The 26,796-nt window shown below is 36.9% G+C and carries 13 protein-coding genes; all 13 read right to left on the bottom strand.

The window, feature by feature from the left end; all coding sequences use genetic code 11:
* Positions 1 to 10: 10 nt before the first annotated feature.
* The 13 genes from AC4G3N_RS00665 to AC4G3N_RS00725 all read right to left on the bottom strand — a co-directional run bounded on the left by AC4G3N_RS00665 (position 11) and on the right by AC4G3N_RS00725 (position 26,779).
* Complete coding sequence (locus tag AC4G3N_RS00665) at positions 11 to 4,474, bottom strand: coiled-coil domain-containing protein (protein WP_140461479.1); 4,464 nt, start codon at positions 4,472 to 4,474, stop codon at positions 11 to 13.
* Positions 4,452 to 5,198, bottom strand: coding sequence for a DUF6063 family protein (locus tag AC4G3N_RS00670; RefSeq protein ID WP_139891910.1), 747 nt, complete (start codon positions 5,196 to 5,198; stop codon positions 4,452 to 4,454). The genes AC4G3N_RS00665 and AC4G3N_RS00670 overlap by 23 nt, the downstream gene beginning before the upstream one ends.
* Entirely contained in the window at positions 5,191 to 6,711 is a 1,521-nt protein-coding gene (locus AC4G3N_RS00675) for a hypothetical protein (protein WP_262365964.1), read from the bottom strand. Before AC4G3N_RS00675 ends, AC4G3N_RS00670 begins: the two co-directional genes overlap by 8 nt.
* Positions 6,702 to 7,775, bottom strand: a complete 1,074-nt coding sequence (locus AC4G3N_RS00680) for a Wadjet anti-phage system protein JetD domain-containing protein (RefSeq protein WP_140461481.1) — start codon at positions 7,773 to 7,775, stop codon at positions 6,702 to 6,704. Before AC4G3N_RS00680 ends, AC4G3N_RS00675 begins: the two co-directional genes overlap by 10 nt.
* Positions 7,776 to 8,485: 710 nt before the next feature.
* Positions 8,486 to 10,765, bottom strand: coding sequence for a glycoside hydrolase family 3 N-terminal domain-containing protein (locus AC4G3N_RS00685; RefSeq protein WP_491089872.1), 2,280 nt, complete (start codon positions 10,763 to 10,765; stop codon positions 8,486 to 8,488).
* Between the two features lie 94 nt (positions 10,766 to 10,859).
* Positions 10,860 to 13,979: an alpha-mannosidase gene (locus AC4G3N_RS00690; protein WP_491089545.1), complete on the bottom strand. Its 3,120-nt coding sequence runs from the start codon at positions 13,977 to 13,979 to the stop codon at positions 10,860 to 10,862.
* Positions 13,980 to 14,467: 488 nt separating this feature from the next.
* Positions 14,468 to 15,973 (bottom strand): response regulator transcription factor, encoded by a 1,506-nt coding sequence (locus AC4G3N_RS00695; RefSeq protein ID WP_491089546.1) that lies wholly within the window; start codon positions 15,971 to 15,973, stop codon positions 14,468 to 14,470.
* Positions 15,966 to 17,756, bottom strand: coding sequence for a sensor histidine kinase (locus tag AC4G3N_RS00700; RefSeq protein ID WP_140461483.1), 1,791 nt, complete (start codon positions 17,754 to 17,756; stop codon positions 15,966 to 15,968). Before AC4G3N_RS00700 ends, AC4G3N_RS00695 begins: the two co-directional genes overlap by 8 nt.
* Positions 17,757 to 17,890: 134 nt before the next feature.
* Positions 17,891 to 19,342 (bottom strand): ABC transporter substrate-binding protein, encoded by a 1,452-nt coding sequence (locus AC4G3N_RS00705; RefSeq protein WP_066103711.1) that lies wholly within the window; start codon positions 19,340 to 19,342, stop codon positions 17,891 to 17,893.
* A gap of 20 nt (positions 19,343 to 19,362) precedes the next feature.
* The gene (locus tag AC4G3N_RS00710) at positions 19,363 to 20,295 is read right to left on the bottom strand and encodes a carbohydrate ABC transporter permease (RefSeq protein WP_491089873.1); all 933 of its coding nucleotides are present in this window, start codon (positions 20,293 to 20,295) and stop codon (positions 19,363 to 19,365) included.
* 96 nt (positions 20,296 to 20,391) lie between these two features.
* Positions 20,392 to 21,321 (bottom strand): ABC transporter permease, encoded by a 930-nt coding sequence (locus AC4G3N_RS00715; RefSeq protein WP_066103708.1) that lies wholly within the window; start codon positions 21,319 to 21,321, stop codon positions 20,392 to 20,394.
* 452 nt (positions 21,322 to 21,773) lie between these two features.
* On the bottom strand, positions 21,774 to 24,881 hold the full coding sequence (locus AC4G3N_RS00720; RefSeq protein WP_491089547.1) for an alpha-mannosidase: 3,108 nt from the start codon (positions 24,879 to 24,881) through the stop codon (positions 21,774 to 21,776).
* 17 nt (positions 24,882 to 24,898) lie between these two features.
* Entirely contained in the window at positions 24,899 to 26,779 is a 1,881-nt protein-coding gene (locus tag AC4G3N_RS00725; protein ID WP_491089548.1) for a beta-N-acetylhexosaminidase, read from the bottom strand.
* Positions 26,780 to 26,796 lie beyond the last annotated feature (17 nt).

The following is a 26,796-nucleotide window of genomic DNA, read 5'->3' on the forward strand; positions in this document are numbered from 1 at the left end:
TGTCTTCTATTTAACTTTCTAAAACTTCCTCTTCCTGATAAATTCGATAGGCAGGTACCACTGTATCTGTCACAATCTCTTTACCATTTTCACGGACAAAATCAAGTTTATAATAAGAGTCAAAGCGCTGGCTGATCTCTGTTTTCACCAATTCAGGCGGTGTAACAACGATTAATTGGAATTTCAGTTTTTCTGCCACCGCAAAAATTGGATCAAGGACGTGCGCTGATGCCGCCTGACCAAATGGATTATCACATACTAATGATACCCAGCTGTTATCTGCTTCACTCTTAACCGATAGGAGCATCATCATCATGACCATCCGCGCAGATAATTTTTGGCCGCCGCTTCCGTCTGACTTCGTCTTAGAACCTTGGTTAATGGTTTTCCAGGTTGAGTAATGTTCCTTCTGAGGTCGTCCATACATGAACGCGTTATCTGTACGCATATTATAAACAAGCAGCTCAGGGAAACGATTGCGAAGAGAAACAAATAGTATTTGTTCATCACTGATTAATTGTTTGATTTCAACCTCTAGCGCTTTATTATGGTCATCAATTGTCTCGAATTGCTTCGTGATTTTATCAATTGCCATAACGAAATGCTGCTTTAAAAGTGGCTCCACCTCTTCCGCATTTTTAGGCAATAGATCTTCCTTCAATTGGACCAGCGGGAATGTCCCACGCTCATTTTTGATTTTCATTTTCGCAATCATGGAACGTATAGCATCGGACATACTCATAACCTTCATACTCGCACGACTTGCCCAGAAATCCTGCGCCTTTTCAGCTCGTTCTTTATCACGGTCCAATTGCTCCAAACCGCTTCTTGAAAATCGTTTCATATTCGAAATAATGGTTTCAATATGAGCGTAATGGCGCGTATCCATGTGATCTAATGAGGTCAAAACTTCATTTTTAAAACGAATCTCCCAATCTTTATCCTCAATCGTCAGCTTTAGCTTACGAAGCGATTGTTCAAGCTTGGCATGTTTAACCTGTTTTTCTTCAAGGAAGTTTTGGTGAGCTTCACACCAGGCTAATATACACGATTTTCCTTGATTTTTGATTCTCTCCACGACCTCATCTGTATAAGGTACTGGATTTTCCTTGAGGATTACGGATAATGTTAATTGGTCTCCCTCATATCCATTAATACGTTCGTTTGTCTCTTTCAACTTCTTCTCAGTCTGATCCAATTGTTTTTTGGTTAATTTAGTTCGGTCTTTAATTTCTACCTCTTTAACATCCAGATCCTGATCTTCCCATTTTTCCGGCTCTTGTTCATGCTTGCTTAGCTTTTTCTGTGCTTTTTTCGCTTGTTCATTTGCCAGATTAAGAGAGGTTTCCGCAACGGTTACTTCCTTATCCTGCTTACGCTCCTCTTTATCTGCTTCTTTCGCTTCTTTTTGAGCAGTTTGCTGCAAACCCTCTAATATACTGATAGGTTCATCAGGTACAGGTCTTTCTCTCCAATCTTCATGTTGCTTTGCTAGCTTCTTCTCCAATTTAGACTTCTGAGACATTTCGGCTTCTTTCTGAGCTTTTAATGTAAGTAATTCCTGTGCCTGTTCTTCCTTGGAGCGCTGCAAGAGTTTTAATTCATTCAATTGCCCCATGATCTTATCTAATATATGCAGGGATAAGCTTGGTACTTCATCGTTACCCTCCATTTTTTCCGCAGGTGGAAATGAAGCGGAATGAACAAATTGCACGATTTCCTTAATACTCTGGTCGATTGCCAATTTCCATTCCAAATAGGTTTGATTCCATTGAGCACTTCTATCGTTCAGCTCATCTAAATCCTTGGCAATCTCAGCCTGTTGTGCAATAAGAGTAGCTTTATGCACTTCTTTAGCTTCAAGTAATTGTTTATGTTCTTCATATTTTTCTTTTTCCAGAATAAATGCTTCCAATGCATCTACATGTTTTCCACATTCCTCGATTCTCACTACCTTTTGATTGAGTTGTTCACGTAATTGAGCATGTAATTCTTTTTCTTTATCGAGGATTTGAACAGTTCGTTTTAATTCCGTATCAGCCTTGGATATTTCCTTTTCTTCCTGTTCAATGAATTTGGCAATATCTACACATAGATCTGTATCCGTCATTCTGTTTAATTCGTTATATAAACGGCGAAGAGATCGCTCTGATTTTCCAAGCTCGTCTAAAACATCTTTTTTCTCTTCGATTTTCTTGGAAATTGCTATCTTCCATTTCATAAATTCATTACGGTTTGTGATTAGTTCATGTTCCTCACCGTGCAAAACAACAAAAGAAGATACCGGAGTACCATTCATCTCTTCTCTCAAATATACAGGTACCGGGCTTTTAAATAGCCTTCCCTGTAAAAGATGATGATTGATCTTTTCCCATTGATTCCGGCTTACGACTAACCCAAACGGTAAAAGAGGATAGGACTCCAGATGATGAAGACGTTCATCTTCATCCAATGATTGCAGGTACTGTGTCCCATAGAATACATCTATTCCTGTTTTTTCATCAATCCACTCTTTAAACTCTTTTAGATCCTGATTAGCAATCCAAAAATTCTCATCGTTTAAATAATGGTCTAGCTGACTCTCCCACAGTTCTTTTTTAACCTGTTCACTCTCTTCCTGATTCTGCGTTAATTGACCTTCAATTCCGGCAGCGTATTTGGATAATAGAGCATGGGTCAAGGATGGTGAGACATCATCCAAAACTAATTTCATCCGTTCTAAAATAGAGGATTCTTTTAAATCCTGCTTTTGGTATGCCTCTTTCCAATTATCTCGTTTGGAGTTCAGATGTTTCAGTGACTCACGTAATGTTCCTAAGGAACCAGACAGTTCATTTTGAAACTCCTGTGTTTGTTGATCCTTATCCTGCAGTTGTTTTAACTCTTCCTGAAGCTGAATTAGATTTTGTTTAAAATGACTGATTAATCCAGATAAATCATATGTGATGCGGTCACCAAATTGGGTGGACATATCCTTTGATTTCACTTCAAAAGATTGTAGCTCATCCTGAATGGAAAGAATTTCCGCACTTAATTTAGCAATTTCAATCGTCTTTTGTTTATCATGACTACTTGATTCTTTAATCCGTTTAGTCAGATACTTTTTATAAGCATGGTACTGGTTATTGGATTGGGCAATATCTAGATTGGCCTTTTCCCATTCCGCTGTAACCTCGGCTTTAATTTCTTCCATTCGTTGATTCACTTGTTCTAATCCACTGTTTTGTTCAAGTTTACTCATTTGGTCAGTCAGATTAAGAATCGTATTTTCAAATTCACTCCATTCCTTTAATAACAAGGAGAAAGTGAATTCGTCCCTTATTGCTTGTTTTTCAGCGACAACTTCCTTCAACTGTTCGTGTTTCTCTTTGTTTTTCTGAAGCTGCTCTTCCCATTTACGTACATCCTGATGGGCCTTGGCATACTCCAAATTATCTTTTTCAAAGCGTAGGACAGACAGTTGCTTTGTTAATTGTTCAATCTCTGTTTCTAGTGAGATCAATTCTTCTTTTTCTTGTTTAATGACATGCTCCAAAGCACCGAGGAGCTGCTGGCCTTCCTTCGTACTTGCTTGTACAATTTCTTCATGCTCTACACCAATTCTGACATGATCTTCAAAAGGAACTATATCCTCTAAAAATTCCTTGTGGGCTTGTTCTCTTTTAAGTAAAACCGGCAAATCCTTTGCGATACTGGCCTGGCTTTTAAAGATTTCGATTAGGTCATTCTTTTGAGCTTCAGCTTTATTTAATACCTGGCTGACCGTCGGGATAATTCTCTTTTGAAAAAGGGAATGATCATCCTCCGCCCCTTCGAAATATTTACCAACTCCGCCTTCATCCCTATTAATCTCTTTCATAATGTCCCAATCTTTTCGATTAATGCCATATGTATCAAGAATGCGGTAATGTTTTTTTATGTCTCGATAAACATCGAATCCATTCCATTTAAAATAATCCTTCAGTTCTTCCGGATCAGCAACTTGCCCATTCTCGTATAGAGGAATATGCTCTAATGCTACATCCTCTTTACGATCAAATTCTCTGGCATAAAAAGTGATATTAGGAACAATCTTGGCTTCTCGCTCATCTGAACCCGTTTCCTCATTGAGATCCTCATCCAGCAGTTTCTTTTGCTCAGCAGAGAACATACCACCAGTCACTAAATGGCGCCCGTCAGAACCATCCAGTTCCCATTCGATTAATATGTGGAAAGTATACGGTGCAAATTGTTCCTTTTTATTAAAGAAAAATTGTTGGTAAAAACGATTATTTTGTTTGCCCCATGCTGTACCCGGTTTGAGTACCTGAAAGATGGATTGCAGGAAAACCCCTTTTCCACCACCATTCATCATCGCGATTAATCCGTTTGTTGATGTTTGTTCATTGTGAAAATCAAAGGTTGTGTCCTTATATTGCTTTTGCATCCCGTCATATTTCAGTCCGACGATTCTAATGCGATGGATTTTCGGCATGCTCCTGTTCCTCCGTTCTCATAAGTTCCTTCATTTGTTCATAACGGTCATAATCATGGTAAAGGAATTCAATCCGTTCAAATAACTCCATTTTAGGAACAGCTTTTGGTATATCATCTTTGTCCAAAATCACAATCAGCCCTTCAGTTTCGAGCAGTCTCATAGCGCTCGTAATCAGTCCGATACGCGTGCGCCTGTTCCCTTTCTTTGTACCGAAATCATCCGTTTCTATGACCATATGGACCCATGTAGTCACGATATCCGGCATATCAATGGCTTGTTCCTCGCCAAAGGATGGGTCCTCCTTTAACATTCGATTCCAGTTTGTAATCAGTTCATTAACCTGGCGTTCCAATGCATAATAGGTTATCCCTTCACGCTTTGTCCGAATTCTGGCTGCCTGATTCTTATCCACCATAGCCAAAAAAGCCATTAGGATGACACTCATTAAATTAAAATACTTCTTATTTTCTATTTGTTTATGCTTATCCTTCATATGGGTAAAATTAGTCGCAAAGACTGACCCTGCCGGCTGTACAACTAAATGGATACGTTTAGGCGATTCTATAATATAGGTTCCGGATTCATCTGCTAGTAATAGGACAGTTTGTCTGACTTCCGGCTCATAGTAGGTTTGAAAATGCTCGCTCGTTTCATCAATTACTTTTTCTTTTAATAAAGTAAAGTACACATGCGAAGCTTTTTTTATAATCTCATTATTCATTTATTCTTAGTTCCTCCCGGACACAAATTTTAAATGGTGTCATTTTGGTCCCATACCAATAGATTGGATCTGATCGATGATCAAACTCCGTATAAATATGACGGCCTTCCAATGATAAAAATTGTGGATATTCATTCATTAATCGATGAAGGAGGATTTCACGTTCATCCGTCAATGTTTCCAATTTCCTTGTCGGAGACATGATTTGGAGAGGTTTTTTATCAAACAACATCCATAAATCAATCGTTTCACTTTCTTCAAACCATTGATCCTGTACTTCCATAGGCATATCTGCTAAATCCGCTAATGAAAATTCTCCATATTGCTGTAAATACTCAAATACATATTTCCATGCTTTAATAACAGAGGACCAATCTGTTACTCGCTTGATTAATTCTTCTTCTTCATCCTCATCTTGATTCGTATCTTCTATTTGGAGAGTATGCGCCGATTCCTGTTCCATCCAAATCCAGTCCAATGGGAGAATAAATTCATTTTTGGGTGAAAACAACGGTCCAATAATTTGATCAATCAAATCGAAATCCTTAATTCCCTCTTTCATTAACCAGTTTTCATAAATATGCTCCCGGAATGAAACAAGGCTGTTTTCCCAAAATAGAGAAGGATTTTCTGCTTTTAATTTCATCTCATATGAAATATTTTGAATAACCAGCTTTGCAAACCGGTCATGAAGCTGTCTGGTATGTTCAATTTTTTCATGGAGAAGAATTAATTCTTTTTGAACCAATCCATTTTCTTCCGTACGTTTCGCTTTTTCAATCATAGACGAGATGGTACGGAAATGATTTTTCTCCTCCTCAAATTGTTCTTCAATCTCCCACCTGTTTTCCTCTCTCTGGTGTTCTTGCTCCAGGAGAAGAATTTTCGGGTTGTTCATCATCTCTTTCTGAAAGGAATATTCCTTTGTCATTAAACGATTCACTCTCGAAATGAGGTGATCTAAATTCCGTGTCGCTTTTTTGAAGTTACCATTTTTAATCAGCTGCATACTGTATAGCTGTTCAATCGTAATGGAGAACTCTTCCGCCATTTCCCGACTCATAAAAATCATTTCTTGTGCAACATCAGTTAATTTATAAACGATGGATCCACCCATCTCCAGGTTTGTATACAGTTCATCCATCATCACATAACGAAAGGTTTGAGTATCCCATACCTGTCTCGTTTCATCAAAATATAAGGATTCAAATGGCTTGCTGTATTCTTCCTTCCCCTGAAATAAGAGACCATTCGTAATTCTTTCTATTTGCTTTTCATCAGCCGTCAGCTTCATTTGTTTAATGCTGTCCTCAACCATATGTAAAATGTCGGTTTTTCTACGGCCATCATCATCATTTAATTCACGATAGAACATGGTCAGTAGAACTTGCATTAATATAGTCTGTATATAGGGCTTGAGTTCACCGATTTCCATTCCTTTTCCCAATTCGAACAAAGGATTCAATCGTTTCATCCTTTGAGAAAAGCCTTCCCACGATTCGTTCACATCCATCTCCTCCACGTTTCAATCGTTAAAACCTCTTGCGGAATTCGGTTTTTGGTAGCCCATAATTCATTTAAGCTGTTTTGCTCCTCTTCCGTGAACCAGGAAAAGAATCGTTCCCTGTGTATTTCATTACGTACCTGTCCTGTCTCCGAATTTGCCTGATCCATGCAGTCAAGCATTTTGCGGTAGATTTTTAAAGCAGGCTGAATGGTGCATTCTTGATATTTATCTATCAATCTCATACAAATGCTGTAGCCCTCTGCATCTAAGTCACCTACATAATAAAATAAATAGGAGGAATCCTTCGGGAAAAGTTTAAAGAAGAAGGAGAAGCTCCTTTCTATCTTTTTACCTTCACCATAAATAATCAGTTCCGGTTCGTAATCTAATATTTCTTCTTCCAGCAATTGAACGCAAGTATGGAAGAATGATAGATTTTCTACTATTAATACTCGTTTAATATCCGCTATCTGAACACCCGGCTTTAACCAAAATACAAACGGTTCTCCAAACTTCATACTTTTTAATTCTTCCATCGAAACGCCAATTCTTTGTAGAAATCCCTTTCCCTCAGGGAATAGATCAGAGTCAGTCAGAAATTTTTCATGCCCGAAAAGCTCAAGGCTCCGCTCTTCCAGCGAAACAATTTGTCTATCCTGACTTGATTTTAGAAACGAATAAAGATTTTTCACCCTGAACCATTCATCTTCCGTTTGCCATTCCGGATGGTTTTCATAATAAGAAAAATCAAATCGATCATTCAGCTTAAGCATCTCAAGACGATCCCATTTAGTGATTTCTTTTTTGATATTAACCCAATAAAATAATGGCAAGGCTGGATGCCGGCCATTTGTTTGTTTATTTAGTATCGGTATAAGAATATTTTCTTCAACGAGTCTTTCGATAACATCGTGAAACAATGTATACCCATCCATATCAAAATAGTCTTCTATATGTATTCTTAATTGGCTTTCCAAGACATTTACATTTAATTTTTTCTTTTGCTGAGGATGCTGTATATCCTCTATAAATTGTCTAACTCTAACTTCAACCTTATTAATAACTGCCACCTTCTTCTTGCTTCAACTTACTTATAGGATTATATCAAAAAATAACCTATTTTCTCTTGGAGAATTTTGTCGATACGTATTATTATACACAAGATTTTCTGCTTTTCGGCTTATAAATAGGAAAAAAAGATGGCTAACATGATAGTAATAAAGTATTTTTAGTCATTGCTGTTACATTTCAAAAAACAAAGAGGATGAGACATAACTTATAAACGATCCTGAAAAGACGAACGAAATCTAATTTATCGACTTTGTTACTTATTAAAGAGTTAAGTTGGAAGAAAAATTCGTTCCATTGCGCGCTTACTCCACTCGCTTTCCGCGGGGAGGAAGCTGAGCCTGCGGGGTCTCAGCCTTTCCTCTACTTCCCGCAGGAGTCGGTGGCTTCTGCTCCATTCCACTAAGTTTAATAATGATATACAGAAGTAACCAATCTATTGAAAAAAAATAAAAATCCAAACTATTAGGCGAAATATCTATTAAAATATCACCTAATAGTTCGGATTTATCATTGACTGAAATACTTATGTCCCAGCCTCTTTGTTTACGATCATTTCTATCTACTTGTAATAAAAATAGGTATTTCTTTATTCAAAAAGAATAACTAATAAACACATTACCAAAATAGGTGCTAACCTCTTTAAAATCGTTTTAATAGAAAAGGCTTCCTCTTAATCTCTAAATAAACTGCCCAAAAAATTTAAAAATCATCAGCCGATTTTAAGTGATACTTTTAGGGATTCAACAGGATTGCCAACTTCTAAATCAAAATTTCCCGGCTCTATGGTATACTGCCTTTGATTTCCGTAAATTTGCAATTCTTCTTTTCCAATATCAAAATTTACTTCTTTTGTTTCCATAGCTTTTATCCAAACCTTTTTAAATCCTTTTAATTCCCGTACTCTTCTTGTAATGCTGGATTCTTTTCCCTTTAAATATAACTGAATAACATCATATCCATCACTGCCACCACTATTGGTAACATCTACTGAAAGATTAAATATTTGTCCAGCTGAAAGTTTATCTACTGAAATAGCCTGTTCCGAGCATTGTAGATTTTCATAAGTAAAGGTCGTATAAGATAGCCCAAATCCAAATGGGAATAGACTGCTGCCTGCCATATCAAAATAGTCCTTTTTGTAATTCCCATCCTTGTGATTATAAAATACAGGAATTTGCATAGAAGATCTTGGGATGGAAACAGGTAATCTACCGCTTGGATTAACGTGTCCAAACAATATTTCTGCAATTGCCTGTCCACCCATTTGTCCTGGGTACCATGCGCTTAAAATCGCTGGGGCGTTTCCAGCAATCCAAGGGATCGCATGTGGGCGGCCCTGTATCAAAATCGTAATGGTTGGCGTACCTGTCTTCATGATTCGCTGCAACAATTGCAATTGATGACCGCCTAACTCTAAACTAGCTAAGTCTACATTTTCGCCGCAATCCATTTCCTCTTCTCCTGTTATATTAACGACTGCTCCATTTAAATCGAACTGTGCCTTAAAGTCTCTTGCGCTCGACCCACCTAGTACCACAATAGCTACATCCGAGCTTTCAGCAAGACTGACGGCTTTCTCGATTCCTTCCGCAGACCGTGAACGAATGCCACATCCTTTTTCATATACAACTTCTGTCTCCCCTGCAAGCTTTTCGATTCCCTTAAGAACTGTAATAACATTATCTTCTTGTTGGAACGGAGTGTAATCACCCAATTGATTGTAGATTGAATTGGCATTGGGCCCAATTACCGCTAATTTTTTTAAGTTGTTCTTTAGCGGGAGAATTCCCTCATTTTTTAATAAAACAATCGACTGCCTTGCTGATTCTAAATTAATTTCCTCTTTTTGTGCAGTAATTCCAGCCCACTTGGTTTCAACATATGGATTTTCGAATAATCCCATTTTAAATTTCAGTGTCAGAACTCTTCTAACGGCTTTATTAAGTTGTTCTTCACTAACAAGACCATCTTCAATAACCTTTTCTAAGGTGGTATATACATTATCCCAAAGGCTTATATCTATTCCGCTTTCAAGAGCCAGCGCAGCCGCCTTTTCTCTGCTTTGTGTCAAGTTGATTAAATCGTCTAGAGCGCAGCCATCTGCCATAACAGCACCGTTAAAGCCAAATTCCTCTCGTAGGATTTCATTGAGTAGATAGCCATTTGCATGGCATGGAATCCCATCGATTTCATTATATGCGGCCATACAAGCAAGTGCCCCGGAGTGTATAGCCGCAATCATTGGAGGCAGATGGATCTCCCTTAATTCTCGTTCACCTATAGACGCAGGTGCAGCATTATAGCCACCTGTTCCATTGCCCTGAGCTGCAAAGTGTTTTAATACCGCCACAAGTTTTCCAGCTTGAATAGTTTCACCATTATCTCCCTGCATCCCTTTAACCACTGCTTCTGTTAACCTTGAAGCTAAGTACGGATCTTCACTGAAGCATTCTTCTGAACGTCCCCATCTGGGATCCCGCAAAATATCGAGTGTTGATACAAGCGCCATATGAGCCCCTTTTGCCCGAACTTCCTCCGCTACAGCCGCCATTAAATCTTCGTGTAGATCCGGATTCCATGTCGCTCCTACACCTAAATTAACAGGAGTAATCATACTGTCGAGCCCTTGATGACCATGTGAGCACTCCTCTGCCAGCAGAACCGGAATACCTAGCCGTGTGTTTTCTTTAATATATTGCTGTATCATATTCGCAACTTCAGCACTTTCACTTTTGGGAATTCCATTTTCATAATGAATGCCTGACCATGGATCGGATCGAAACAAACCGTAAATAACTCCGATTCCATCCCCAAATCGCACGTGGTCTATAAACTTTTCTGTTAATTCGTACCCTGTTTCTGTTTTTCGGTAGGCTTCCCAACCATACATCTTTTGGTTTACCTGACCTACCTTTTCCTTAAGTGTCATTTTTGAAAGTAATGATTCTACCCATATTGATATCATTTCTGTTTCTTTTGCTGAATCCATCGCATTATCCACCCTTTACCACCTCCTCTTCCCTCATTGCTTTGATTTATATATGCTATACTGCTTAAGATATTTTGCAGACGATTCGAGATGATTAGAATGAGACTAAAATCGTTTTTACTTCAAACGGCTTAAGATAGGAGGATAATTTATTTTTTTGAAATTGAACAGCGTCTTGTTTTTCCTCCAATAGGTTCGTTTCATCAGCAGAAAAAACCGACTTTCCAAATGTTACTTGTACTTCTTCCCTGCCGCCGCTTGATTCGTACATTCTTAAAATGATCCCCTTACCATCTTCAGAGGGTTTCAATGTATCGAGAACAGCATGTTTGCTCTTCATATCGATAAAAGAATGTGAGTTTGGAAGATTCCCACTATGAGAGGAGGCGTTTACACAAACGATAGGGTGATTCAATTCATAACCTCTCTTAACTACTTCCGCTTCTCTCCAATCCCCTTCATGTGGAAGCAGCGAGTAGGTAAATTCGTGATTACCTAAGTCAGCTGTTGGATCTGGCCATTTAGAAGCTCGAAGTAAAGATAGACGAAGGGTATTATGTTTTACGTCATATCCATACTTGCAGTCATTGAGCAGGCTGACACCATACCCCGCTTCAGAAAGATCCGCAAAACGATGACCGCACACTTCAAACTGTGCTCTCTCCCAACTTGTATTCGTGTGATTTGCTCTCTCCACTGATCCAAATGGAATTTCATATGTGGCTTTTTGACAAAGGATATCAACAGGAAAGGCTACTTTTAATAATTTGTGTTGCTCCTGCCAGTTCACTTTTGTATGAAAATCAATTCGACTACTATGATGGTAAAGAATCATTTCTTGTTCAATAATGGAATTTGACAACTGCCATTTAAAACGAATGGAATCCTGTGTCTCGCCTTTTTGAATATCTTTACCTAGCAAAACTATTGAATCAGCAGGCTGGTCATTAAATTTTGGATCAATATCCCAGGCATCCCACACGATTGGCCGGTCATGAAACAACTGAAATTGGTTGGCTAGTGCACAAGGTGCTAAAACCTCACGTTGTGCCTTTTTGTCATACAAGCGGAGCATTTCCCCTTTTTCATTCCATTCCACTAAATAATATTCAGTTTCCCATCGGCTACCTACTTCCTCATTCACTTTTATACTTGGATTATCATAATCCTTTAACCAGATAGTCTTGTAGCCAAGTTGAGGAATGTCAGATACATAAATAGATAATTCCAGTTGGCCATTTTTCAGCTGGCGGATGTCTGACGGCAAAAAGTCACCATCCTTATTAAGCGCTTTCTTACCTGCCAATTCAAATCCCCCGATAATTCTTACCGTTTCTGACCTCGCCCATGACAAACTGTTAAATAGAAGGAATGGGGTTCCTTCACCCAGCGTATTTATTTGCTTTTCTAATACTACAAGAGCATTATTTTTAACATGCTCACCGGCAGTAAAAATTTCCTTGTAATCAGCTTCTGACTTTTCATACACCTCAGGAATTGATGAACCCGGAATAATATCGTGAAATTGGTTAAGAAGAAGTGATTTCCACCCTTTTTCCAATGACGGAGCAGTACCAACGTTTGCAAAGTAAGCTGCCATAGTACTCCAAAATTCTGCTTCTCGAAAAAGAACCTCAGCCTTACGATTCCATTTCTTATTCCGGGCATGTGTTGTGTATGTCCCTCGGTGAAGCTCTAAATACATATCTCCAACCCATGTCGGCAAATTGGGATCTTCTTGTTGAATACCATCAAAGAATTCGTGTGCTGTACTATTCACCACTGCTGGAAGTCCGGGAAGGGAGGTAGAGCGGTTTATATAATCAATCATTTCTTGTGTAACACCTCCACCTCCATCCCCGTGACCATAGAGAAGCATTTGTTTTGGATATAGTTGCTTTTGTTTATAGCTCCTCCAGTGATTATCAATTTCTTTTGGATGGGTATATTCATTCAAACCATGATTTAAATAGGAAAGAATTCTTGTTCCATCAATTCCCTCCCAATGAAATAAATCATATGGGAATGGATTAGTATCATTCCAGTTCATTTTGGTTGTCATAAAGTACTCTAATCCTGCTTTCTTTAACAATTGAGGTAGAGAGGCGCAATATCCAAATGTATCTGGAAGCCACTCAATTCTTGGCTGTTGACCGAATTCATCTTTATAGAACTTCATTCCATATAAGAGTTGACGCACCAATGATTCGCCAGAAGGTATATTTAAATCAGGCTCTACCCACATACCACCGACAATTTCCCAGCGGCCATCGGAGATATGCTTTTTAACCCTCTGATAGATGTCAGGATAATATTCTTTTACAAATGCGTATGCTTGAGGTTGACTTTGAGCATAGGTAAAGTTCGGATTCTCATCTAGTAAAGTACTCATCGTCGAAAAAGTACGACTGCACTTTCGGACAGCCTCCTTCATCGGCCATAACCAAGCTAAATCAATATGGGATTGACCGACCATTAACATCTGTCCCGGTATGCTACCAGGTAAATATGCCAGATGTTTAATTAGCTTTTCTTCTATTTCTTTTATCCGTAAACTTTCACGTAAAGATTCAGGTTTTTCAAAAAGAACTTGATACTGAACTTCATTTAGAGCTTCGAAGATTTTTCCTCTTATTAAATCATCTTCAGGGAGCAATTTTGCAGTCTCAAAGTAACATGTAACAGTTGTTAAAAGACTTTTTATTGCTGGATTCGGCAATTCCAAGCACCCATTTATCAGATAAAGAGAAGGCGGGTCATATTCCGCAGGTTCATTTTGATGATTTAATTCATCTACTGCCTGAGGAACAGGATTAAATAATTCTATTTTGATATTAATTTTTTCTTTTCCCCTTGCTTTATCATTAAATGGCACATAATTTCTGTTTCGATCAATCCCTTGATAGGGCAAGCCATCGATCGAAACCAAACCCTCATGATGAGTTGGTCGTCCCTTTGCCCCAACTAGAAAATTTAATCCAAATTGTTGCTTTCTCCATTTTTCTGGTATGTATACATCTTTTTCAAGAAACATAGTTGTACCTGAATTGATTAACCAATCACCATTATTAACTAAAGGAGAACTTTCAGATTCTAATACATACTTAATAGGTTCCTCATATATCGCACGTTTCGTACGCCAATCGGAAATGGGTATAGCTTCTAGAAGTTGGTGATCTGCTAGATAACGAATGAATCGTTCTATTCTTTCCATTACATATCCCTCCAGGTACCTATTGAACAAATTAATAGACAAATTGTATGGCAGATGATAGGTCAGTATCATACTTTTCCATCAGGCACCAACAACTCAAATTACAAAAATCAGGCATTCTAAAAAACCTAGTGCTTTATCTTTTATCAGAAACTCTTCTAAATAAATTCTCCTTACCGTGTATCCAGATTTATCCTGTCGATGAATCAGGCTATGAGAGTTCATGGACATTTATTCAAACAATTATCTTAATCTTCATCTTTCTAAATAGGATGTACTGGTATAAATATGTAATCATTTTCATAATTTTAGCAATAATAAATGTCCCTTCCTATTGGGGAAAATATAGATTCATTGGATAAAATAAAGAATACTCAAATAGAAGATGCAATAAAAAAACGTATCAATTTGATACGTTTTTACTGGTAAATTCATGTGATATGAAAGTGGCCTAGCGATTTATCTTCAATTCCCTTCCACCAGATTATTCAAATCTTTCTCCATTCACTAGGTGTTGTCCCTATATTTTTCTTAAATTGTTTATAAAAGTAGGTTGTATCAGAATATCCTACTTTTTTGCCGATTTCCCCAGCGCGATAATGAGTTGTTTTTAATAATTCCTTAGCTTTTTCTAATCGATATCGATTCAGGTATTCAGAAAACACCAAGCCAACTTCTTTTTGGAATAATTGGCCTAAATAAATGGCGTTTATATGAAACTGCTGTCCAAGTGTTTTTAATGACAGACCTTCATGATAATGTGAATGAATATACTGAAGCACATTTTGCACAATCGGACTTCGACTATGAGTATGTTGATGAATGGCTTGGAGTAAATCATGACAGTACTCTTTTAGGATGGTTGTCATATGACTGATTTCAGTACTATAGACAATCCTTTCAACAGCTGCAGTATATTGAGAAAAATCATCGTGCTGTATGGAATAGTGGATATAGCAGATTAAATCAAATGTATATTTTTTCACTACTTGAGGAGAGATTAAATTTGACTGCTGTGTCAAATTTTCAAAGAAATGATCAATCTCCAATAAGAATACGTCTTCCCCATTCATTAGTTTTTTCACGATATTTTCTTTAATTTCTTTTTGTCTCTTTATTTCTTCCTGCCGATCCATTGCATTTTTATTGGAAATAAGAACATTGGGTTCGAAATTTAACTGCAGTAAACTATTTTCCCTTGCATTCGCAAAACTGTCCTCAAATCCATCAAGCGTATTGACTACCTTTCCCATAGATAAATAAAATAGTCCGGTCCCTAACTGTTCTTTATGTAAATGTTCGACTAGATTTTGATTTTGTCTCAATATATCCTCTTCATCATAACCTCCATAGATGATTACGATTTCCTGGAAAGGGCTAAAGAGACAAAGTGCTGAATAATTTTCCTCAATAAAGCTACGAACTTTGTTTAGTATCTCTCCATCTTGGTAATTCTCAATATTTAATATAGAAACATTATAAAGCTTTTCATTAAACTCAATACTGTATAATAACAACCTTTCATAAAAATCGTGCTGATCTATTTCACCAGTTAAATAGTTCCATAACGTATTATCCAACAGAGTTGTCTCATCATGCTGCTGCCTGGTGTTTACGATCGAATTTAACTTTCGGCCTGTATTTTGGATAGTTGTTAATAATTCTTCTTCATCTACTGGTTTTAGCAAATAATTCTCAATGCCTAACAATAATCCTTGTTTTATATACTCAAACTCTTGATAACCTGTTAAAACAATACTCTTAATCTCAGGCTTTATTTTATTCACTTCCTCAACTAAATCCAAGCCAGACATTTCGCCCATTAAAATGTCCGTGATAAGAATGTCAATTGGATGATTAATTAAATAAGCAAGAGCATCCTCCCCGCTTTCGGCAGTATAGGCAATTTCAAATCCATAATCCTCCCAATCTATTATGGCCTTTAGTCCTTTTGTGATAATCGGTTCATCATCTGCTAATAGTATCTTATACATGTTTGATCTCCTGCACAGGAATAGACAACTTAACCGTTGTACCTTGATCTTTGATGCTGGTCAAGGAAATTCCAAACTGGTCCCCATATTTAAGCTTTAGACGTTGATGAATATTTCTTAATCCGATTGATTTCACACCATCACCTTCTTCATGATTAATATGTTGAACAATGATGTCTAGTTTATCTTCAGACATTCCTTTGCCATTATCTTTCACGATGATATCTATTTTTTCACCTACTTGGTGGGCAAGGATTAATAATTCATTATTAAATTGATTTTTTTTGAAACCATGAGCAAAATAATTTTCAATTATTGGCTGTAATATTAATTTTTGTACCATTGTTTGTTCCACTTCATTTGGAATGTTGATATCCACACTTAATTTATCTGGATATTTAAATTGCATCAATTTCAAGTATTGATTAACATATCTGATTTCAGTGTAAAGCGGTACGGTATCTTTAGATTCCAAAGTATAACGAAAAAGCTTAGATAAATGAAAAATCATTTTACTGGATGTTTTAGAACCCTCTACAACTGCAACCATTCGGATGGCCTCAAGTGTGTTAAATAGAAAATGCGGATCTATTTGTGCCTGAAGGGCTTTTAATTCGGCTTGCTGCTGCTTCATATTCAACAGGTAGGATTGTTCAATATACTTATTTAGCTCTGTTAACATCGAATTGATATTGATAGATATCTTCGATAATTCATCTTCTTGCTTTGATATCGGAATTCGTGCATTCAAATCACCATTTTCTACCTTACGAACTATCTTTACGATGTTTTGAATTCGACGGGAATAATTCCTGGTAAAAGAAAAAGTTATTAAAATAGCAGCTAAAATAAGAAAGCAAATAACAACCCACATAGTCCCTCTAATGATCGTCAGCTTTTGCCATCCTTTATCGGGAATAACACTTATGTAAGTAAATTCCCCCATATTAGCAATCGTGTTTATGTGATAGTTTTCTTGCTTCCACTCTATTTTCGTCTCATTTGTTTCTCGTTTCACTTCCCTAATCATATCAATCGGGATACCTTTATTAACCGAATAAGCAATTTCTCCATTTCTATCAATAAGAAAGAAAGATACTGGTGCTCCTTCTTGCTTTCTTAACATTTTGTCTAACCATTCTGTTGAGTAGTAAAATGATATTTCACCAATTTTTTTCAGTGTTACTGGGTTATTCAGTATGATTCTTTTTGTTATTGTGTTTCTTAACTTTCGTTCTTTTAGCAAACCATCCCTGTTTAAGTTAGGTATTCCCTGAGAAAGAGAAGGATCTGCATTTGTACCAAGGTCAATTACGCTTTTATTCCAGCGGACATTATTATTGATTAATAAATATTCAATAGATTGATTCTCATATGAACGTAAACTAATGGCATTTAAATCACTATCCTGACTAAAATAACCATTAAAATAGATATCAATATTATTAGGAGTAAAAGATTTACTTTTCGAAAATCTATCTAAATGGTACTCCAAGTATTTTCCATAACCATTGTTGAGAGCGAAAGTTATATCATTGATCATTTCTCCATTTATATAAAGATCTCTTATAGCTCTATTAATATCTGCATCCTTGGATGAAAAATAATCTTCTACTCTTTCTAATGTCCGTGTATTAATATTAACTTCCTTTTGAATAATAATATCGGAATAATAATTTGAAACCGTAACAAATAAAATGATAACGGTTACAACAATAGTGATAGAGGATATCAAAAACAGTCTATTAAATACATTTTGCGTAAAGCGTTCTTTAAATTTCATATTAGAATCCTTTAGTATACAAATTGTATATATGTTAATTATAACATCGAATAGCAATATTTAGGTTATTAGGTTAAAAAGGAGTATGGTAAATAAAATCAAGCTGGAATGCACCAGCTTGATTTTTATGTTTATTATTGTTTGCTTTTCCATTCATCATATTGCTTTTGAATTTCTTTTAATACTTTATCGATTCCAGCCTCTTTCAATTTTTTATTGAATTTAGGCAGATATTCTTCCGGATCCACTGAACCTGTTCCAAGCGCCGGATAAAACTCCTTCGAAATATTCGTTATCGAAGCAAGCTCTGAGCGAACTGGATCACTATTAAAATTGAAACCAAGGGTTGGTGATTTAACGGCAGAAGCATTAAATTCTTCGAATTTCTCCCATTTATCCTTAGGATCTTCTTTGTATAGGTCTAGGATGAAATGGTTTCCTAAAGAATAGGATGGCATATTATAGCTGTCGATACGTGCAGGAAGATCTTCTATTGTTCCATCTTCGTTTTTCTTATAGTGGGTGCCCTCAATTCCTTTATCTACGAGGTTACGAAGATAGGAATCTGTATTAAGCAAATTTAGGAATTCCATTGCTTTTTTAGGATTTTTAGATGTAGCCGAAATGGCCTGAATTGAACCAGAAACAGAGTCATTTACAATGGTTGGCGGTTCAGCAGGTGCAGACACAACCTCGTATTTAGCTGAACGGGACCAAAGTAAATCAGCATATGGCTGTGATCCACCCATACGTACAAACCAATTTTCCACATCCATTGGCCATGTGTCTTTACTTGTAGCAGCATCTTCTTTTAGATAGCCAGCTTTATAATATTTATGCATCGTTTTAAACATATTCATAGCTTCATCTGTATCAAATGGATTAATCACTTGATCTGTTTCCCCTTCAAATGGGAATGCAAAGGGCATTTCACCATTAAAGACATAGTCATAGCGTAAAAATGCTTTAAATGTAGCCATTGGTGTAACACCAGATTCTTTTTCCTTAATAGTTTTCAGCATTGGCTCTAAATCTTCTAAAGAACCCACTTTAGAAATATCGAAGTTGTATTGGTCTACAAGTCGTTTATTAAACGTATAAACCGTTTGTCTTGCTACCTCTTTATTAGCAGGAATACCGTAAATTTTACCATCAATCTTGATACCTTCTAAAAACTGAGGATCAATAACCTCTTTCATCTCTTTTCCTTCATTATTCAACATATCATCAAGAGCCATAAATGCACCCTTTTGGGAATTTTGAACATAATCGGTTCCGTTTGTAAAAATGATGTCAAATTGTTCACCTGAATTGATCATAACTTGCGATTTTTGAGCCCAATCACCCCAATCAATTTGAGTCATTTTCACAGTGGCATTTATTTTCTCCTTTAGGTACTTATTTACCTCATCGAATACTTTATCCGTATCCTTTTGAGGTGTTCCGATGGTGTACCATTTAATTTCGTATGGGTCTCCATCTTTTCCGCCGTTTTCCTCATTTGAGCTTTCTTTGCTGGTGCATGCAGATAGGATTGTTCCAATCGATAGAACTAGTGCTAATAGAATCACAAATTTTTTCTTCATACCTCTCTCCTCTTTCTATATTATTCTTTAACGCCGCCAATAGTTAGTCCGCTGATGAAGTACTTTTGGAAGAACGGGTATGAAACTGCTATTGGTAACGTGGCGATAACAACCATTGCCATTTTAGCTGACTCTTGTGGAATCGTATCAAATAAACTTTGTTGTATTGAGCCAACATCTAAATTTTGCCTCATAAATTCAAGGTTTGCTTCTATTTTCATTAGTAATGCTTGTAACGGCACTAAATTCGGATTATCTATATACAACAAAGCCGTAAACCAGTCATTCCAATAACCTAATGTGCTAAACAATGCAATTGTGGCAATACCCGGTAATGACAGTGGAAAGATGATTTGGAAAAAAATCCTCCATTCACTAGCTCCATCAATTCGCGCTGATTCTAATATTGATTCGGAAACTGATTTCAGGAAAAATGTCCTCATTATGATGATATAGAAAGCATTCAATGCAAGCGGTAAAATTAATGCCCAAATTGTATTTTTCAATCCTAAAAATTGAGTAACAATTATATAAGTCGGTACTAGACCGCCGCTGAAAAGCATTGTGAAAAAGGCTAGGAAAGTAAAGAATTTCCGATATTTAAATTGCGGTCTTGAAATAGCGTAAGCATAAAAGGTAATCATTAACACACTTATAATGGTCCCGAGGATAGTAACAAGAATGGTAACGCCATAAGAACGGAATAATCGTTCCTTCATACTCCATAAATAAAGATATGCATCAGTACTCCACTCTTTTGGAAATAGCTGAAATCCATTTCTTACAATACTTTCTTCGCTTGTAAAAGAAATTATGATGACATAGATAAATGGAAATACACACATGAATGCTAATATTGCCAGAAACACACTGATAATTATGTTTACGACAGGGGAGATTTGCTGGGGGTCTCGATACTTTTTCCTTTTCTTATCCCCTTTTAGCTCTCCCATCGATTGTGAAACGACAACCGGTGCTGGATCTTGCTCTAGTTTAGCCATAAAGTTAGCCGCTTGAGCGACTCTCCCTCCTTTCCGAAGAAAAAAACTTTAAAACAATGCACTTTCCTCATCAATTTTTCTGACTATGTAATTCGTAATCATGACAAGGGTAAAACCTACAACGGACTGATAAAGACCGGCTGCTGTACTCATACCGATATCCCCAAGATTCATAAGACCTCGGTATACGAATGTATCAATAACATTTGTAACCGAATACAATGCTCCGGAATCTCTTGGTACCTGATAGAACAATCCGAAGTCCGAGTTAAAGATCTTTCCGATATTCATAATGGTTAAAATAATCATTAATGGCTTAAGCATTGGTAAAGTAACATGTTTTATTTGCTTCCATTTTGAAGCACCATCAATCATTGCTGCCTCGTAATATGTTCGGTCAATTCCAACTATAGATGCTAAATATACGATACTGCCGTAACCTATACCTTTCCACAAGCTCATAAATACTAGAATAAATGGCCAATATTTTGACTCGCTATACCATGAAATGGGATCAATATTGAACCAACTGAGTACATGATTCATTAGGCCATGATCAGTACTTAAGAAAGTAAAAACAAAATAGCTGCCAATAACCCAGGAAATAAAATGTGGGAAAAGGATAGAAGTTTGATAAATTTTTGATTGCTTTTTATTCACTAGCTCATTAAGCAAAATGGCTATTCCCACAGCAGCAATAAGCCCAACAACAATAAAGATAATATTATATAAGAGAGTATTTCTTGTTATAATCCATGCATCATTTGTACTGAACAAATATTTAAAGTTATCCCAACCTACCCATTCACTATTGATAACGCTTGCAAAAAAACCGTCTGGATGGATTCGAAATTTCTTAAAAGCTAATACTTGTCCAAACATAGGTAAATAGGAGAATACCAATAACCAAATGGTTCCAGGCAGGACCATTAGAAGCCAGACTCGATTTTTATATAGATCACGTGCAAATCTTTTCAAGTGTTTTTACCTCCCTTCAAACTATGTAAGCACTTTCATAACTATATTTTATAGGGAATAGAGCTTAATTTATAGTTGACTAATTTAGGATTAACTGGAAAAAACTTAGAAACAAAATATTTTTAGTACTTTTTATATAACCACAAAGAATAACAAAATCGATTAAAAGATAAATCACTAAAAGACATAAAACAATATCTTCCAGTAATTTTTAAGGCTTAACCTACAACTAGGTTAACGAGGCATAATTTTAAGATAGTAATTTTCATGCTATTTTACTTTTTTTTATTTACTAAACAACTTTTACGTAATTTAATAAATTTTTAAACAATGTAAGTTTACCTAAAACTTGAAGTTATTGATGTAGTTGCTTAAGCCAAATAGTAAAAGCGAATTGGCTTTATAAATACAAAAATGAACGGAAAGAATGATCAAACCGTTCATTTTTCTGATTATGTTATTCTGATTGTTTTTATTTCATAAGGCCAAATTTCCATCTTAATCGGTGCAGATGATTCTGTACCGATAGGTTCTTCCATTAAATTCGTCTCAATCCATGATGAGTTATCTGTGTGGAAATTCAATGATACCGTACCCCTGCGCCCCTCATATTCATGAATCCGAACGATAATCCCTTTTCCATCGTGAGCAGGCTTAATAGCATCTATCCAAATATGGTCCGAATCAGTTTCTAAGAAAGATTCCTCTCTCGTCCATTTTCCTTCTGTAGATAAAACCGGTGCATTTAAATCCCAAGCTTTTTCCACTGTTTTCGCTATTCTCCAATCTCCTATATGCGGATAAAGAGAATAAGTAAAGGAATGTTGCCCCTGATCAGCTTGAGGATCTGGATGAATTGCCGATTTTAATAAAGTTAAACGCATCACGTTCTCCTTGATGTCATACCCGTATTTTGAATCATTTAGCAAACTGACTCCAAAATCTGGTTCTGATAGGTCGGCCCACTGATGACCGACAGTTTCAAACCTTGCCATATCCCAACTGGTATTCCAATGCGTAGGACGCTTTACATTACCATATTGAATATCATAAGTAGCTTCTGTAGACCGAATATCAACAGAGAACGATGCTTTGAGCAACTTCCTTTTTTCATGCCAATCAACATCAGTTATAAAATCAATCCGTCGATCATTATGATAAAATCTGATTCGTTGAGTAATGGACGAATGATGATACTTCCAAGTAACAAGAAGGCTAAAGAAAAGCTCACCATTTTCCTCCACTTTAAATGTACTAATATCACGAATTTCTTCCATTTTTTCTTGATAGAATAGATCAATATCCCAAGCATCGTGTGCAAGAGGCTTATCTTCAAAGATTTGCAACACATTTCCATTTTGACCATCTGCTAAAATATTACGATTTGTTTCTTTATCGTAAATTTTGATCATCTGACCATACTCATTCCATTCAACTTGGTAGAATGCCGTTTCTAATTTTCTATTATGATAAATAAAATTAGAAGCTGCTGGAATTATTTCATCCGGCTCAAAATTTAAGACAGCTACACCAAAAGAAGGTAGGTTTTTCACTTCAATTAACCACCCATTCTCACTCTTTTGATGGTTTAACTCATGTCCTTCTCTATCTGTCCAAACCCCAGCGTTAAATTGTGCGAATTGAGACACGAATACATTCCTTTTATCCTTACAATGAGTAGCATTAAATAAAATCGCAGACTGTCCCTTCTCTTCAACGTTCTTACTAATAATGTTTGCTTCCACTTGTTGAACAATCTGTAGTGCTTCAGCGTATTCTTCCATCGCATCTTCATATACTTCATGTATCGAGGAGCCAGGGATGATATCATGAAATTGATTTCTTAATATAATCTTCCAACCATCCTTAAGTCGGTCAAATCCTAGCCATTCTCCCTTGTCAGATAACCAAGAGGATAGGAATTCTGCCCTTCGGTATAAGAGCTCCAGTTGACGGTTCATCTTTTTCATAAATGCTTGGCTAGTATAGGTTCCACGGTGATATTCAAGATATAGTTCGCCGTCCCATTTATGGATATAACCATCGGACTTTTCTACATTTTCGTGCAGTTTTTCAAAAAATTCTCCTGCCCCGGATGTTTTCACATTCGGCATTCCCGGCAGCTGATCGAATCTGCGGCGCATTTCAAGCATATGGCGATTAACGCCACCCCCACCGTCACCGTACCCGTATGATAGTAGAAGGTCCTTGGATAAATCCTTATCGCGGTAAGCATCCCAAATCCCTTTTACTGTTTTCGCTGTAATGTAGCCGTTATATGTATAGAACCACGAGTCCTGCTCGTTCCAAGGTTCAGGTGTAGTGATAAAATGAGTTAATATCTCTGACCCATCAATCCCCTTCCAATAAAATGTATCATGCGGCATACGGTTATACTGATTCCAACTAATCTTAGTGGTCATCATCGTTTTGATTCCAGATTTTTTTAATATCTGCGGCAACGCCCAGCTATACCCAAACACATCCGGTAACCAGAGAAAGTCACAATCGATGCCGAACTCTTCCTTAAAAAAATTCTTCCCAAAAAGAATTTGACGGACAAGGGACTCACCACTGGGGATATTACAGTCAGCTTCCAGCCACATCGCTCCTCCTGCTTCCCAATGACCTTCTGCAATTCTCTCTTTTATTTGCTCGTATATTTCAGGATAGTCAGCTTTAATATAATCATAGAGCTGCGGTTGTGTTTGCAAGAAGTGATATTCTGGAAACCGATTCATTAGATTTAGTACCGTTGAAAAGGATCGGGCTGCTTTCTCCCTCGTATTCCGTAACCGCCAAAGCCAGGCAACGTCGATATGTGTATGGCCGACTGCATGTATCGTAATATCTGAATTTTTATCCACTGATCTAAGAGTTTCTTTTATATTGGTCTCCGCTTTATAACATGATTCATAGAATTCAAGGCTTCCTGGTTCAGTCCAATTAATTCGGAATAAAGCGTCCTGAATCATTTTCTTTAAAAACGAATAATGAGAATCTGCTTCCATGCTTTCTTTTAATACCTCATAAGCAGCTAAAAGGGTATAGTATAAATCATCAATATGAGTATCCAGCCAGCCAATCTTCGCGATTTGGAGTTTAAATTCATTTTCAACAGGAGGGCCTCCGCCTTCAAAGCCGGACCATAATCGAAAATCTAATCGTATGGATCCTTGCGACGTTTCTTGGTCGAATAGAACTTCTTCATGATTGGAATCTACTCCTTGTACGGGCTTTCCATTAATAAATAATAAGGACTCAAAACCAGAGTTATTTCCTCCGCCTGTCTTACCAAAAGAAAATAGTCCGACAATTTGTTTATCATTATATGGGAGGTGGCTATCGATATTAGCATGTATCCACATGTAATTATCTCGTCCCTTCCAATAGTCGCCTAACTTCATTTGATGATGTTCATCGTATTTCAATGGTGGAAAGGCACCAATCCTACCATTGTCACTACAGGTGTTAAATTGAGGAATATCATAGCAGTCACGGTAACGATACTCCCCTAGTTCATGAATACGTGCTTCAAACTTTCTTTCGGTTAAAAACATGTTTTCACTCCTATGTTTTAGATTGAAAAATTACCAGCAGTGACAATTCGATGATATATATTCCCACCTACTAATCCATCTACAATCTCCCAAGGTCCATCGTGAAGCAGTCGTTTTTCATCTAATTCATTAATTTGATCAATTCTTCCATCAAGCCACTCATTGAGACGATATTTTATGGTGTCAATTCTTGTAATAACACCCCCATAGCGGATATCAATAACTTCCCAACCGAATGGTTTATAGGCTGTAAACCAAATATCACGATGTTTTTGACGGAGCAGGTCCACGTTAGTTTGAATCCAATCGAGTTTAGGCAAGAATGAACGGATCTGTTCAACATCCTTTTTGTCATAAAGCTCCTTTAACTGAAGGCCTATTTCTGCCTTCACACTCAACACTCTAGCCAGCTGCCCATAAAAGTCGAATAAATGCTCCCAATCAGGATTATGAAGTTTAGCCTTTTCAATCTCAGAAGCTAGTTTATTATAATGTTCGCCAAGCCCTAAATCTCGAACATTTTCATCATAGAGACCGATTAAAATATCTTGATATAATAATATCTTCGAAGTCATGGATGTGTTCATATTATTCTCCATGACTCCTGGCGTTTCATCCAAGTGTTTCAAAATCATAAAATCCTCAAAGTGTCCTTGACAGCAAAATGCAAAGCGGTCGCCGACTTGTTCATTCGTTACTACTTGGTGATAGGTATGTTCAGCAAATAATTGAAGAATCGGATATGCTGTTGAGAAAGGTGTCTCTGCCCCGTTATCACCCCAGAGTGTAACAAAGACTTCTTTAACTCCTTCTTTTTTACAAGCTGCCATAGCTGCTTCAGTAGTAGCAATTGCTTTTCCATAATTCGGAGCAATTCCATTCCATGTCCATGCACCGCCAGCGAAAATTGGTAGGCGACCTAGATCTTTATGATGTTGGATATATTCTTCATATACCTCCTGCTCTTTACGATAATAATTCCAATAGACAAGGTCTACATCCGGAATTCCAGCTAAAATTTCTTCGCTAATATGACCTTTTTCATCATGGTATTTACTATCCTTGGAGAATAGAGGGAAATACATATCACTCCATATCATTGGTTTATAGCCATATTTTTCGGTAATTGCCACAACCTTTTGTATGTGGCGGTTCATAATTTCGATATGATTCACATAACCATGGTTTTCTAAATACCTCCCAAGCCCTAACTGGAAAGTTTCATCCATTCCAATATGAATACGTTTCGTATTGAAAGCTTCTGAAACAGCTTTGATACAGTTCTCCAAAAATTCATAAGTCTTCGGCTCATCCACCAATAGGATATCATCGGTATCTCTAAATTCAGATGCATAGTTCCACTTCAGCGCTTCCCGTAAATGCCCTAATGTTTGGATACATGGAATCATTTCAATTCCAAGTTTATTGGCATAATTATCACATGATTTTAGCTCTTCAATTGTGTATCGTCCTCGCATATAACCAAAATAAGGATGCTCCTTAACTTCATAAGTGTCCTCTGTGTAAAGCATCAATGTGTTAAGTCCCATAATTGCCATTTTTTGCAGCAGCTTTTCCAATTCAGTAACAGTTGGGACAGCATTCCTTGAGGCATCAAGCATTACACCACTCATTTCAAAATTCGGGTCTTCTGATATATCAAATTCATGGTTTTTCTGATAATTCTCAATCCACAAACCTAAAGCACGAAAAAAATGTACTGGCTGGTCATAGCTGATTTCTCCGCTACCGTTTTGATTAGCAATCCTAAGCTGTCCACTTTCATTTTTCACCTGAATGGGATGCCCTTCCGTGGAAAGCTCTATATTTAGATGCTTAGACAGAATCTCTATACCATTTTGTACTGAATTTACCTCTCCCTTAATATGCAATTTCAAAATAAACTCCTCCTTAA

This window comes from Bacillus sp. z50, assembly GCF_058313585.1.

What these genes read in the sequence shown, in the direction of transcription:
- AC4G3N_RS00720 (WP_491089547.1), bottom strand. Translation starts at nt 24,881, where the DNA reads ATGTTTTTAACCGAAAGAAAGTTTGAAGCACGTATTCATGAACTAGGG.
- AC4G3N_RS00685 (WP_491089872.1), bottom strand. Translation starts at nt 10,765, where the DNA reads ATGGATTCAGCAAAAGAAACAGAAATGATATCAATATGGGTAGAATCA.
- AC4G3N_RS00700 (WP_140461483.1), bottom strand. Translation starts at nt 17,756, where the DNA reads ATGAAATTTAAAGAACGCTTTACGCAAAATGTATTTAATAGACTGTTT.
- AC4G3N_RS00695 (WP_491089546.1), bottom strand. Translation starts at nt 15,973, where the DNA reads ATGTATAAGATACTATTAGCAGATGATGAACCGATTATCACAAAAGGA.
- AC4G3N_RS00690 (WP_491089545.1), bottom strand. Translation starts at nt 13,979, where the DNA reads ATGGAAAGAATAGAACGATTCATTCGTTATCTAGCAGATCACCAACTT.
- AC4G3N_RS00670 (WP_139891910.1), bottom strand. Translation starts at nt 5,198, where the DNA reads ATGAATAATGAGATTATAAAAAAAGCTTCGCATGTGTACTTTACTTTA.
- AC4G3N_RS00665 (WP_140461479.1), bottom strand. Translation starts at nt 4,474, where the DNA reads ATGCCGAAAATCCATCGCATTAGAATCGTCGGACTGAAATATGACGGG.
- AC4G3N_RS00710 (WP_491089873.1), bottom strand. Translation starts at nt 20,295, where the DNA reads ATGGGAGAGCTAAAAGGGGATAAGAAAAGGAAAAAGTATCGAGACCCC.
- AC4G3N_RS00705 (WP_066103711.1), bottom strand. Translation starts at nt 19,342, where the DNA reads ATGAAGAAAAAATTTGTGATTCTATTAGCACTAGTTCTATCGATTGGA.
- AC4G3N_RS00675 (WP_262365964.1), bottom strand. Translation starts at nt 6,711, where the DNA reads ATGGATGTGAACGAATCGTGGGAAGGCTTTTCTCAAAGGATGAAACGA.